At 35.9% G+C, this 12,392-nt stretch carries 20 protein-coding genes and 1 pseudogene; all 21 read left to right on the top strand.

The genetic code is table 11. The features are described from left to right. A pseudogene (locus tag O3616_RS09675) lies at positions 1–219 on the top strand (DUF5082 domain-containing protein); the annotation flags it as partial. Between the two features lies 1 nt (position 220). After that, positions 221–514 carry a penicillin-binding protein gene (locus O3616_RS09670; RefSeq protein WP_371638749.1) on the top strand — a complete coding sequence of 98 codons (294 nt, stop codon included), beginning with the start codon at positions 221–223 and terminating at the stop codon, positions 512–514. Further along, positions 511–1,167: a DUF4176 domain-containing protein gene (locus tag O3616_RS09665; RefSeq protein ID WP_000844685.1), complete on the top strand. Its 657-nt coding sequence runs from the start codon at positions 511–513 to the stop codon at positions 1,165–1,167. The genes O3616_RS09670 and O3616_RS09665 overlap by 4 nt, the downstream gene beginning before the upstream one ends. After that, on the top strand, positions 1,151–2,620 hold the full coding sequence (locus tag O3616_RS09660) for a T7SS effector LXG polymorphic toxin (RefSeq protein WP_371638748.1): 1,470 nt from the start codon (positions 1,151–1,153) through the stop codon (positions 2,618–2,620). Before O3616_RS09665 ends, O3616_RS09660 begins: the two co-directional genes overlap by 17 nt. Beyond that, positions 2,620–3,300, top strand: a complete 681-nt coding sequence (locus O3616_RS09655) for a hypothetical protein (RefSeq protein WP_000412065.1) — start codon at positions 2,620–2,622, stop codon at positions 3,298–3,300. Before O3616_RS09660 ends, O3616_RS09655 begins: the two co-directional genes overlap by 1 nt. A gap of 1 nt (position 3,301) precedes the next feature. Further along, positions 3,302–3,595 (top strand): DUF4176 domain-containing protein, encoded by a 294-nt coding sequence (locus O3616_RS09650; RefSeq protein WP_000926358.1) that lies wholly within the window; start codon positions 3,302–3,304, stop codon positions 3,593–3,595. A 17-nt stretch (positions 3,596–3,612) separates the two neighbouring features. Beyond that, positions 3,613–4,644, top strand: coding sequence for a hypothetical protein (locus tag O3616_RS09645; RefSeq protein ID WP_371638747.1), 1,032 nt, complete (start codon positions 3,613–3,615; stop codon positions 4,642–4,644). A 6-nt stretch (positions 4,645–4,650) separates the two neighbouring features. Beyond that, positions 4,651–5,298 carry a hypothetical protein gene (locus O3616_RS09640; protein ID WP_371638746.1) on the top strand — a complete coding sequence of 216 codons (648 nt, stop codon included), beginning with the start codon at positions 4,651–4,653 and terminating at the stop codon, positions 5,296–5,298. After that, a complete protein-coding gene (locus O3616_RS09635) occupies positions 5,299–5,604 on the top strand; it encodes a DUF4176 domain-containing protein (RefSeq protein WP_371638744.1) in 306 nt (101 codons plus the stop codon). A 282-nt stretch (positions 5,605–5,886) separates the two neighbouring features. After that, positions 5,887–6,468 (top strand): hypothetical protein, encoded by a 582-nt coding sequence (locus O3616_RS09630; RefSeq protein ID WP_371638743.1) that lies wholly within the window; start codon positions 5,887–5,889, stop codon positions 6,466–6,468. Further along, complete coding sequence (locus tag O3616_RS09625; protein ID WP_070842178.1) at positions 6,461–6,757, top strand: DUF4176 domain-containing protein; 297 nt, start codon at positions 6,461–6,463, stop codon at positions 6,755–6,757. The genes O3616_RS09630 and O3616_RS09625 overlap by 8 nt, the downstream gene beginning before the upstream one ends. Before the next feature lie 32 nt (positions 6,758–6,789). Beyond that, the gene (locus O3616_RS09620; protein ID WP_371638742.1) at positions 6,790–6,948 is read left to right on the top strand and encodes a hypothetical protein; all 159 of its coding nucleotides are present in this window, start codon (positions 6,790–6,792) and stop codon (positions 6,946–6,948) included. Further along, positions 6,945–7,382, top strand: a complete 438-nt coding sequence (locus O3616_RS09615; RefSeq protein ID WP_371638740.1) for a hypothetical protein — start codon at positions 6,945–6,947, stop codon at positions 7,380–7,382. The genes O3616_RS09620 and O3616_RS09615 overlap by 4 nt, the downstream gene beginning before the upstream one ends. Further along, the gene (locus O3616_RS09610) at positions 7,375–8,067 is read left to right on the top strand and encodes a hypothetical protein (protein ID WP_070842177.1); all 693 of its coding nucleotides are present in this window, start codon (positions 7,375–7,377) and stop codon (positions 8,065–8,067) included. The genes O3616_RS09615 and O3616_RS09610 overlap by 8 nt, the downstream gene beginning before the upstream one ends. A gap of 1 nt (position 8,068) precedes the next feature. Further along, the gene (locus tag O3616_RS09605) at positions 8,069–8,362 is read left to right on the top strand and encodes a DUF4176 domain-containing protein (protein WP_084948591.1); all 294 of its coding nucleotides are present in this window, start codon (positions 8,069–8,071) and stop codon (positions 8,360–8,362) included. Positions 8,363–8,422: 60 nt separating this feature from the next. Then, positions 8,423–9,502, top strand: coding sequence for a hypothetical protein (locus tag O3616_RS09600; protein WP_371638739.1), 1,080 nt, complete (start codon positions 8,423–8,425; stop codon positions 9,500–9,502). Positions 9,503–9,504: 2 nt separating this feature from the next. After that, entirely contained in the window at positions 9,505–10,152 is a 648-nt protein-coding gene (locus O3616_RS09595; protein WP_371638737.1) for a DUF443 family protein, read from the top strand. A 76-nt stretch (positions 10,153–10,228) separates the two neighbouring features. Further along, positions 10,229–10,891 (top strand): hypothetical protein, encoded by a 663-nt coding sequence (locus tag O3616_RS09590; RefSeq protein WP_371638736.1) that lies wholly within the window; start codon positions 10,229–10,231, stop codon positions 10,889–10,891. A 221-nt stretch (positions 10,892–11,112) separates the two neighbouring features. Continuing rightward, the gene (locus O3616_RS09585) at positions 11,113–11,409 is read left to right on the top strand and encodes a DUF4176 domain-containing protein (RefSeq protein WP_371638735.1); all 297 of its coding nucleotides are present in this window, start codon (positions 11,113–11,115) and stop codon (positions 11,407–11,409) included. A 225-nt stretch (positions 11,410–11,634) separates the two neighbouring features. Continuing rightward, the gene (locus O3616_RS09580) at positions 11,635–12,063 is read left to right on the top strand and encodes a DUF5082 domain-containing protein (RefSeq protein ID WP_070842359.1); all 429 of its coding nucleotides are present in this window, start codon (positions 11,635–11,637) and stop codon (positions 12,061–12,063) included. Between the two features lie 12 nt (positions 12,064–12,075). Then, positions 12,076–12,369, top strand: a complete 294-nt coding sequence (locus O3616_RS09575; protein WP_000357787.1) for a hypothetical protein — start codon at positions 12,076–12,078, stop codon at positions 12,367–12,369. The last annotated feature ends 23 nt before the right edge of the window (positions 12,370–12,392 follow it).

Below are 12,392 nucleotides of genomic sequence, written 5' to 3'. Positions count from 1 at the left end.
ACTGATTTCAAGGGAACTCGTCGGGAAGATTTTGATAAAACGTTAGCAGGAATTTCCGATGCGATTACAACTTGGTTGACAGATACAGAAATGAATCGTAAGAGTATTCGCTTTAAAATATCAGAATATAATGGGAATATTGAAGATTGCCAGAAGAAAATTAATAGTCTAAATAGCCAGATTGAATACTATCATCGCTTGAATTGGGAGGAGGACTAGTATGTCAGGTCAAGAAGAAATATATGTCCAAACAGAAGAATGGGCTGGACAGGTCGGACATTATCATTCGGATGTTGCCTCTGTTCGTCCACTATCTACTCTTCCTTTTTCCTATACAGATTTGTCTCCTTTTAAGAACTTTAATCAAGCCATTCAGAATTTAAATACATCTGTCATAAAATATCGAACTTATGTGAATTCTCAATCCTCTAATATGCTTAGGGTTTCTGAGAATAAGTTGTTGGATGATCGTTCAGGAGCAGATGGATTTCAAGATGGGATTCGATTAAAATGAAGACAGCAGAACAAATTTGGAAAGAGTATTGTGACGGTAATACGGCATTTCCAACTACAGATTTTTTACATCAGATAGCTTTTATTTTAAAAAATCGTCCAGAGGTATTGGGCGCAATCGTAAAAGCTTTTTTGGATAAAAAACCAAACTATATTTATCATCCGCGGATTGGCGCTGATATTGAAGTGACTTTTTTACCGAAAGAAGTGTATATTTGTCGGAATGAGACTGAGATTACGTTATCTAAAAGTGAGTTTGTCCATTTTTTAGATGGGGTTGATAAGGTTTATAGCGATATTCTTCCCTTGGGTACATTGGTTGAGATTGATAAGGAGCAGCTATCTCAAGAGTTAGTAGTGTCACTTTTAGGCGATGAGCCACTTTATGTCATGATTATGGGGCGAAAAGTCGTTTTCGACGGAGCTTATGTGGATTATTTAGCACAGTTCTGGCCACTTGGTCTTCAAGCAGAGCTTCCACCGATGGCGATTCATAAGACCATGATCAAACGAATTATCGCTCAGGGTTATGCGGAATCAGAAAAAGAAAGTTCCTATGTGGGTCAATTACGGGAAATATTGATGAAAACAGCTATTCCTTCCCACTTTTATCTACGATTACAGGAGGAGTTAGACGATGAAAATCAAGCGTAATGAGTTGGAAAGTTTAAAGAATTTTCTCTATAAACAGACCCAAGCTTTCGAGGCTGATTTGGCTGAGGCACAGTCGACTGCGCAGAGTCTTGCATCGAGTCAAGCGCTGCGTGGTGATGTCAAGACTGCGATTAACCATGAGTTGAACTATTACAACCTTCCCCTCCTTCAGGGTTATGTGGACTATTCTAATCTGCTTTATACTGAGTTTGACAATCTGATTTCTGACTTTGAATCAACAGTCGGTGAGAAAAGCGCAACAGCTGTCATCAACAGTGAGGCCTTAACTAGCTTGAAGCAGAGTGTGGATGGTCTCCATTCCTCCATTGTCTGGGATATGGATGCGACGAATAAATATTATACGGAAATTTCTGACTTGATCTCACTGAAAGCTCCCAGCAAGGATAAGCTAGCTCGGGCTATTGAGGCGTCGAAACAGTCGCTTTCCGAGACGGAGAAGCGCCTGGCTGCCTTCAATGGCAAGCAGGCCACAAGTGAGTTAGATGCGATTTTAAACAATCAAAATAAGGGCTTAACGAAGGTGAGTGGGACGGTTACCATGGCCAGCCCTTATCGTAATCCTGAAGCGCTAGCTATCTATCGTAATCCTCATTTCAAGAAGGCGGCAAACCGTTATCACCAGAAAGTGGATAGCCTAGCAAGAGCTTACTTCCAGAAGAATCATCCAGGCGTTGCATTTGACAAGGACAAGGCAGGGATTGAGGAATTGCAGGCTCTTGCGAGGGAGGTGACTAAGAAGGCGGAGTATGGAGGGGAAGGAAAAAATCAAACTTACACGTTAGATGAAGCCGTGAAAGATTTCGCTAAAGGCTTGACGCCAAGCGAATTTTCTAAAGAAACTATAGGATCTTTTTTGGATCATGTTAAAGGGAAAGTTATTGAGGAATCAAAAAATATAGGTCGTTCACTGGCGGCGACTTTGCAACCGCGGGATGCCGCAGGGAGATTTATAAAAGATAGTTCAAAAATGAGAAATTGGCTAACTAGCACGCTGAAAAAAATACCGAATTCTACCAGTAAAGTTCTTGGAAATGTTGCTAAATGGGGTGGAAGAGGACTTGTTGCTCTAGGAATGTGGTCAGAAGGAAGTGACCATTATAAAGAACACCATAATGTTGGTAGAGCAGTAAGTTATGGCGTAACTGCTGGTACTGCCGGCTTTCTTGCTGGTAAAGCTGTAGGTGCTATAGTTGGATCAGCTTTTGCAGGAGCAGCTACAGGTTTACTTCCAATTGTAGTTGGTGTAGGAGCAGCTGTTGTAGTTGGTTCTGCTGTTTCTGTAGGTGTAAAAGCTCTGTATAAAAATGTGAAACCATTTAGAGCTGTAGTTGATGGTGCAGGAGATCTTTTAAACGGAATAGGAAAAGGAATATCTAATATCGGAAAATCATTTAGCAATCCACTTAAAGCAATTAAAGGAGTTTTTGGATAATGGAAAAAAAAGATAAATATGTAGCCCGTGTAGTAGGTAGACTAGACAATCGTTATTATTTAATAGAAGTCCATAACCGTCTTTATGTAATAGATTATTTTAATCCAAAGGACATCCGAAATTATTTGTGGGGATTTTTTCCAAAACATTTTTTAAGTTATAATATTTATGATGTTACAGATAGATCAGATAGATATAAAATTAAGTCTAATCCAAAATGGTTATCTGTTTTAAAAAGTATCAATGCTAGTAGTTTTATCAGTTTAGTGGTAGCATTGTGGTTATTGTTCTTTCCACCTACTTTTGCTCATAATGATAAAATCCCTCAGTTTTGGCTTCCGATTTTAGTTGTATTTGTTGTAGGTCTGCTACTGATTATTACTTTTTTAAATTTAGGCTTGGATAAAAGCATTGACCTTGAACAATTAGACCATAAAATAATAAGCCCTACTACAGTAATTAAATCTGAGAAAACATATTTACCTGAAAAATTAGCAAAATTTATTTTCTTTGTTTTAGGATTATCTGCTTGCTTTATAGTCGGAATACTCACATCAAATTATTTTACATTATTCTTCTTCACTTTTGTTGGGGGATATGCTTTGATATTGTACCCTTATTTTATAGAAATAATACTAAACAAATATAAGTTTCAAATTAAAAATACACAGGAGGCATAAAATGTTATTACCATTAGGAAGTATTGTTTACCTAGCAGATGGTAACCAGAAAGTTGTGATTATTGGTCGTGGAATGATTGTTAATCAGGAGGGAACAGATGTTGTTTTTGACTATACAGGCTCTGTTTTTCCAGACGGTCTCAATCCAGAAGAGATTTATTATTTTAACGAAGAAGATATTGACGAAGTCATATTTGAAGGTTACCGTAACGATGAAGAAGAACGCTATGCAAAGCTTTATCTACAGTGGTTGGAGGAAAACAAGGAGAAAGTGGTAAAAGGAAGAACGAAATAGTATCATTTGTCTGGGATATGGATGCGACGAATAAATATTATACGGAAATTTCTGACTTGATCTCACTGAAAGCTCCCAGCAAGGATAAGCTAGCTCGGGCTATTGAGGCGTCGAAACAGTCGCTTTCCGAGACGGAGAAGCGCCTGGCTGCCTTCAATGGCAAGCAGGCCACAAGTGAGTTAGATGCGATTTTAAACAATCAAAATAAGGGCTTAACGAAGGTGAGTGGGACGGTTACCATGGCCAGCCCTTATCGTAATCCTGAAGCGCTAGCTATCTATCGTAATCCTCATTTCAAGAAGGCGGCAAACCGTTATCACCAGAAAGTGGATAGCCTAGCAAGAGCTTACTTCCAGAAGAATCATCCAGGCGTTGCATTTGACAAGGACAAGGCAGGGATTGAGGAATTGCAGGCTCTTGCGAGGGAGGTGACTAAGAAAACAGTTACTACCGGAGATAAGAGTGATGAACGATATTTGGAATATCTAGAAACATTTAAAAATTCAATAAGTTTTATTAGTTATGGTATTACAGGACATTTAGCTAGTAGGGAAGTTATTGCAAGTTATCATAAGATTAAGAATGGTACATGGTATGGCAAAAGAGTAAAAAGTACAACTTCTGGGTATAAAACATGGAAACAAGTCAATGGAGATGTGAGTCGCTATAAAGCTGTTCAGAATGCAAAACGATTAGATGAATTAGCTAATGGTACAGGTACTGTTGTACGAGGAACAGGTATAAAAGGTGTAGCTAAAAGCGTAGGTATTCTAGGAGGAAGTCTGGCTGTACTGGATGGTGGTTTAACTTATCTTGAAAGAAAAGATGAGTATGGTGAAACAAGTGCTACTATAGATGGTGTCGCACATACGACAACATCTATAGGGGCTATTTATGTAGGAGCTGCAGTGGGAAATTTTATTCCAGTTCCCGTAGTTGGGGCATTAGCAGGAGCGGCAACTGGATATCTGGTTGGTGGAATTGCAAATACTCTTTATGATGGATTTGCTCATGGGAAATGGAATTGGGATAATTTTAAACTTTGGTAATTTAAAATGTTTAGAAAAATTATTTATATTGGGGAATTTAATAATCAAGCCATATACTTTGATACAGAAGAGCAGGTACCGTTAGCGGCATCTAAAAGCTCACTGTTGAATACACAAAACTCCAAATATAGTTGGAAATATATTGTTTGTATCATTTTGATTCTTATCTTGATTCGTATAATGTACAGAATTTTTCCGATTTTGGATCCTTTTCATGAAAAGTATAGTGTAGCAACTATAGTTTATTTGATAATAGTTTGGGTGGGAGCTGGGGTTGGTTTTCCTATCGTAATGGAGAAAATTTTATATAAAAACATAAAGTCCGTTACTCCGACCACAAAGCAGGCTTTTAGAGGAGCCTTGTATGGGAATATCATTTGGAATAATTTTAGCAACAAGAAAATAACTAAAAGCAAGAAATTATGGGCTTGGATAGTGACTCTTTGCATTGTATTCTTTTCAATAGCGAGTTTAATTGTTGGAGCTATTGTGTTTAACATGATTGGTAAAACTATAGGTAGTGAAATTATTGCAATAAGTCTCTTGGGGTTGTTACCGGGAATGAGTGTTTTTCTAGTTTGGCAAAATAATATCATTCGTTGGATGCGTATTGTTGAAAACTATCAAAAAAGAAAGATAAAATGGAGTAATTAAATGAATCAAAAAATATTACCGCTTGGGAGTGTTGTGTGTCTGAAAAATGGTGATGGGACACAGTTGTTAATTATTGCAAGAGGCAGTATTGTAAAACAAGGATGGAGAAAAGAAGTATATTTTGACTACGGTGCGGTGTTGATACCACAAGGTATGTCCAATCCGGAAAATGTTTATTTCTTTAACCATGAAAATATTAAAGAAATTATTTTTAAGGGTTTTGTAAATGAAGATGAGATTGAATTTGCAAATCATTATGATAAATTGATAGAACAGTCGAATTTGATTAAGGGAAGTGTGGAATAATGAATTACCTTATAAATCTAGATGATGCACCGCTTTATGTGAAGATGCCTTTAAGGCTCTCCTGTTTTTTGAATTACTCAAATTCCTAAAAGAAAATTAGTGCTTCAAACCTTATTAGATAGACATTTAAAAAGTAAATTTTAAGAAAATCAATATCTTTTTATACTAGCGTAAAATTATTATAGTGTAGAGGGAGTTTTACAGTATGAATTTATTGCGACATAGGAAAGACGGTCAATGATGTTGGAAAAAATATCGGCGATGCTTTTACAGGAATGATGAGTGGTTTGGGAAGTGTATTTGGGTGAGATGATGAAAGAGAATTATGAAATTATTCCTGTAGGAATCTATCAAAAGCAATCTGTTTTTTATGATAAAAGCAGTCAAAAATTACTAATCAGGATAGATAAAAAAGAAAGCAGCTATAGTCAATCTTTCTTAGTGATGATTATACTGTTTATGTTGCCAATAGTTAGATGGTTAAATCAATATCTATTTATAAATATTTTATTATTTAATATTTTAATACTGATATTTGGGACAATTGCAGTTTTTTCTGTTTCGCGAATCTACGTTAAAGAGTTGTATAGAGGGATAGAATTATCTGATTTATACCTGTCGAGAGAATCATATGGTATATTTCTTCATCAAGAAAAAAGAAATTCTAAGATTGCGATGATAACTATCATATCTTTATTTCTAATAGTTACAATTTCTGCTATTCTATATTTACTGACATCAATCTTTTTATTCTTATTTGTTTCCGTCGGTTTACTTTTTCCTTTCTTTTTATTCTTAAATACAAAAACGAAACAACGATATATTATTTTAAATCAATTGATAAAGGAGTTAGAGAATGAGTAATTACTTGACTATTGGAAGTGTTGTTCAACTACAGAACGGTGATACTAAAGTGATGATTATAAATCGGTTTCCACTTTACAATAGTCGAGGAACAATTGGATATTTTGACTATTCAGCTTGTCGTTATCCTTCTGGAAATACAGATAATCAAGTTTATTTCTTCAATCATGAAAATATTGACAAGATTTGGTTTGAGGGATATATTGATGAAGCAGAGGAACAGTTGCAGGAGAAATTTATAGTAGAGAAAAAGAATATCTCATATCCAAGATTGACACTTGAGCTTTAGTAGTATCGATCAAGAGTAGCCTTACGGAGGCCATGGTTGGAAGCGAATTTTCTAAAGAAACTATAGGATCTTTTTTTGATCATGTTAAAGGGAAAGTTATTGAGGAATCTAAAAATATAGGTCGTTCACTGGCGGCGACTTTGCAACCGCGTGATGCCGCAGGAAGATTTATAAAAGATAGTCAAAAATGAGAAATTGGCTAACTAGCACGCTGAAAAAAATACCGAATTCTACCAGTAAAGTTCTTGGAAATGTTGCTAAATGGGGTGGAAGAGGACTTGTTGGTCTAGGAATGTGGTCAGAAGGCAGCGAACATTATCAAGAACACCATAATGTTGGTAGAGCAGTTAGTTATGGCTTAACGGCCGGAACAGCTGGCTGGGTAGCCGGTCTTGCTGTGGGTTCAGCTTTGGCTGGAGCTCCAGTTGTTGTTGGTATATTTGGAGCTGTAGCAGTGGGTGCAGCTGTTTCTGTAGGTGTAAAAGCTCTGTATAAAAATGTGAAACCATTTAGAGTTGTAGTTGATGGTGCAGGAGATCTTTTAAACGGAATAGGAAAAGGAATATCTAATATCGGAAAATCCTTTAGCAATCCACTTAAAGCAATTAAAGGAGTTTTTGGATAATGGAAAAAAAGATAAATATGTAGTCCGTGTAGTAGGTAGACTAGACAATCGTTATTATTTAATAGAAGTCCATAACCGTCTTTATGTAATAGATTATTTTAATCCAAAGGACATCCGAAATTATTTGTGGAGATTTAATGCGTATAATAATACGGAATACTTAATTTATGATGTGACGGAACAGGTTGAACAGTATGAAGTAAAGCCATTTAATATATGGTTAGAAAATTTTAGGAAAGTATTTGATATTGTGTCTATTGCTTTGGTATTTTGGCTCTTATTCTTTCCTCCAAAATTCGCAAATAATCTCATGATTTTTTCTTCATGGCGAATTGTTCTTATTTTATTTTTTATCGGAGCTTTGCTAATTTTCCTAGTTTTAAATTTAGGAATGGATAAAACTCTGAAATTTAATTTTCAGGATGCATTATTATTACGAGCTACAATAAAAGAAAATAAGAAAGGATATAATTCCTCATTTTTTAATGTTATTCAACATTTAATAACTTTTATATTGCTTTTCTCAGGATGTCTTTTCATTGGGATTTTCAATTCAAATTATCTCACTCTGCTATTATTTACCTTTATTGGAGGTTATTCAATTTTATTTATCTATGCTATATCAATACAATATAATTTAAATCATTTTAAATTTCATATTATAAAAAATACACAGGAGGCATAAAATGTTATTACCATTAGGGAGTATTGTTTACCTAGCAGACGGCAACCAGAAAGTTGTGATTATTGGTCGTGGAATGATTGTTAATCAGGAGGGGGCAGATGTTGTTTTTGACTATACAGGCTCTGTTTTTCCAGACGGTCTCAATCCAGAAGAGATTTATTATTTTAACGAAGAAGATATTGACGAAGTCATATTTGAAGGTTACCGTAATGATGAGGAAGAGCGCTATGCAAAGCTTTATCTACAATGGCTAGAAGAAAACAAGGAAAAGGTAGTGAAAGGAAGAACAAAATAGTATCATTTTTATACTATTTTTTTTATCAGATTAGCTTCACAGAATCGGTTGTTGGAGTGGATGAGTACAACTACTAAGGATAAGCTAGCTCGGGCTATTGAGGCGTCGAAACAGTCGCTTTCAGAGACGGAGAAGCGCCTAGCTGCCTTCAATGGCAAGCAGGCCACAAGTGAGTTAGATGCGATTTTAAACAATCAAAATAAGGGCTTAACGAAGGTGAGTGGGACGGTTACCATGGCCAGCCCTTATCGTAATCCTGAAGCGCTAGCTATCTATCGTAATCCTCATTTCAAGAAGGCGGCAAACCGCTATCACCAGAAAGTGGATAGCCTAGCAAGGGCTTACTTCCAGAAGAATCATCCAGGCGTTGCATTTGACAAGGACAAGGCAGGGATTGAGGAATTGCAGGCTCTGGCGAGGGAGGTGACTAAGAAGGCGGAGTATGGAGATTCATCTTCAGTTAAGACGTTAGGAGACTATGGAAATGACTTAGCGGAAACTTCAGTCTATACAAGTCTTGAAGAAGGTATCAAGCACCTTATTGAGAAAATGAAAGTATCAGTACCGGATGTAGCTAATTATTGGAGCGTGGGAATAACTGGTAATTCATATTATAAAAATATGAATTTCGCCTTTGATGCTCAACAATTTGCGAAAGACTCCACGACTAATGCTCTAAAAGGTCTTTTTAATAATATTACTGTGTCAGAAGTTGGTATTCCGATTCCAGGTACGAATGTTTCCATGGGGATATCAGGTATTAGCTCAGTATTTATGGGGATGAACTTTTTGAACAACCTACAAAATGAGAATGCTGGACGTGCTTTTACGCATACGGCAGTAACGACGGCAGTTACAGCAGTAGGAGTGGATGTTGCAACAACAGCTCTTTTAGCAACGGCTACAGGTTCAGGGGGACTTGCAACAGTAGCAACAGTTTTGGCTTCTAATCCAGTTGGATGGACTATTATTGCAGGTGTTGCAGTTGGATATGCGGTAGATTTAGCGTATAAAAATAATTTTCTTGGAATCAGAGATATAGCAAATGATATGGGCGACAATCTGGATAAGAGTATTAAGGAAATTGGAAATAGTATCGATTCAGGTATTAAATCAATTCAGAAAGTGTTTGGGTGGTAAATGTGGATTTAAAATTTAAATATTCGAATATAGCAGTTTTTAGACTCGTAGAGTTTAAAAATAAAAGTTATATCTTAGATCCTACTACTATAAAAGGCAAATCCTATTTCTTCGGTTCGCTTCCGAAAGAGGTTACTGCTGAAATGGTTGAGTTATCTCCATCTAATGATAGTTTTAGAATAAAATCGAAAACACCAATAGGCGCATCTACTGCTCTAGTTATCATGATTCAGCCACTTGTGGGCTTCTCTCATACGCTGATGAAAGATGCCTTTATTAGCTGGGGAATCAATCAGCAAATTTTAATGAAAGTAGCGTTATTTGCTTTCTCTGTATTTTTGTCATATCTTATGGCTGTCTTTTATGAAAAAAGTGCGGTAGGGAAGTTTGAATCAAGAGTACCCAAAAACAGTAAACGTTGTCGACTTGTTTTGGAACCCAAAGGTAAACGAATGATTGATTGGTGGTATATTACTCTTGGAATTAATGCTGTTTGTTTAGCATTTTTTATAGGACTTGACAGTGGTTATGAAAGTGCTATATTGGTTATAAATGGCATAATTTCGTGGTGGTTTTTTGTAATACTGAGAATGCCACAAATCCCAGAGTATTATAAGACACTAACATTAACTGAAATTGAAGAGCTATAAATACAGAACGTTGAGAAGTTAGAAATGACTTTGATTCCGGTATTAAATCAATTCAGAAAGTGTTTGGATGGTAAATATGGAATTAAAATTTAAAGAAACAAATAAAACTTTTCATAAAATTGTAGAATTTAAAGGTGAAAAATATCTTTTGGACATGACTAGCATTAGTCCTAAAACTTATTTCTGGGGTTCTCTTCCTAGTGAAATCACAGCTAAATGCTCAAAGTTAGATAAAAGAGATACGAGTTTTGAGAGCTTAGCTCCAACTATGAGCAAATCTCTTGGTATTGGAATAGGTGTAGCAATAGGTGGAGCTTGTTATGGGATTGTTACGAATGCTTTTAAGAGTTATGACATTAGCCATAATATTTCTTTTAAATTAGGATTATTTGTCCTCTTTATCGCACTGGCTTATCTTACTTTCAGGTTTATTGCTTTTGTGGTTCGTCATAATCTTCAACAAAAGCTTTCAAGTAAAGAAACGAAGTATCAAATAGTTTTCAAATTAGCAAGACCACAACGTCAGTTAAAACTGTATAAACTTCTGCCTATTCTTTTTGTTGCGGTTATAGGATGTTTGGGGTTTTATATATTTACTGATAATGGGACAGAGGGCTCTATCATTATCATTAACAGTATTTTATTTTTTGGTTTCTTTACGGTGATTTTAGGTATGTTACCACTCCGAGAAAGTTACGAAAAGCAAGAGATTATTTTTGATAGAATAGAGAAGTTATAATTTATAATAACTTTTTGAGGATTAAAACTATAGAAAACGAGATGGGCGACAATCCTTGAAATAAGTGTTAAGAAAATAGGAAGCAATATTGATTCAGGTATTAAATCAATTCAGAAAGCATTTGGGTGGTAAATGATTCATTTAAAGTTCAAGAATGCTAATACGATGGCGTATAGTATTGTAGAAATAGAAAAAATATAAATTGAAAGGAAATCAAATAAATGTCTATTTTGCCAATTGGAACAATTGTTTATTTAAAAGAGGGGAGTCAAAAGCTAATGATTCTCAATCGTGGGGTTACGATAGAACAGAATGGTGAAAGTGTTTTGTTTGATTATTCTGCAGCTTTTTATCCAATGGGACTAAACCCAGAACAGTTGTTTTACTTCAATCGTGAAGATGTGGATCGAATTGTATTTAAAGGATACTCTGACGAGGAAGAAGATCGATTTGTGGAGCTTTATCTACAGTGGTTGGAGGAAAACAAGGAGAAAGTGGTAAAAGGAAGAACGAAATAGTATCATTTTTATACTATTATTTTTACCAGAGTAGCTTCACAGAATCGGTTGTTGGAGTGGATGAGTACAACTACTTCACTAGCCGAGATGGTTATCGTATCAAACTTATCAGTGAATAAAAGCGAGTCATTTGACTTGCTTTTATTTTTCATTCCTTATGGTAAAACATCGGAATTTTTGATATAATTCTATTAACTGTAAGATTTAGTCAAAAGAGGTATAAAGATGAGTGATTTTGAAGAAAAGCGGCTTGCTAGTAATGCTTATAATCGAGCGCAAGCGAGTCGCTATGAAAGTTTGGCGAATCAGTACCAGAAAGCATACGATAAGAAAAAAGCAGAGATTGAGAAGTTAGAATCTGCTAGAAAAGAACTCTCTAAGCAAATTCAATCCTATAGTGAGTTCCGCAATACAGTTTCTCAATACTCTACAACTATTTCTACAGATACCTTTAAAGGGACAAGACGTGATACATTTGATAAGACTTTATCGAAAATTGCGACGACGATGAATACGCATCAAAATGAGCATGAAATGAATTTGGCGAAGTTGGATGCAGAGATCGCAAAGCGAAAATTGGAGCTAGGCGATTTAGGTGGTGCTATTGGAAGTGCTTGGAATGCAGTTGAAAGCTTCTTGGCAGCTATTTTTTAGGGAGTAGGATAGATGGATAAAATAGGAATCAGTTCAGCTTCTTGGCAACGTGTTGTTACCTCAGCACGGACTAAGGTCGCATCTGTATCAGACATTCAAGTGACAAAGATTGGAAAAACTACCTTGAATCGGATGAAATCTTTTGAGACCCTTCAAGAACAAGCGAAAAAAATTCTGAGTGATTATAAGGATTTTGAAATGGAGCGTACTTCTCAAATGATTACGGTGGGTGAGAAGATTGTGGCTGATGATAAAGCCATGGCCGGTCAGTTTGATAAGAATACAGCCAATGTGAGGTTTAAGTAATGGTTCAATACGATAAGAATAAG

The organism is Streptococcus sp. 27098_8_86 (genome assembly GCF_041432595.1).
Classification (GTDB): Bacteria; Bacillota; Bacilli; order Lactobacillales; family Streptococcaceae; genus Streptococcus; species Streptococcus pneumoniae_F.
The sequence above is the reverse complement of the archived record's forward strand: the minus strand, read 5'-3'. Positions and strand labels throughout refer to the sequence as shown.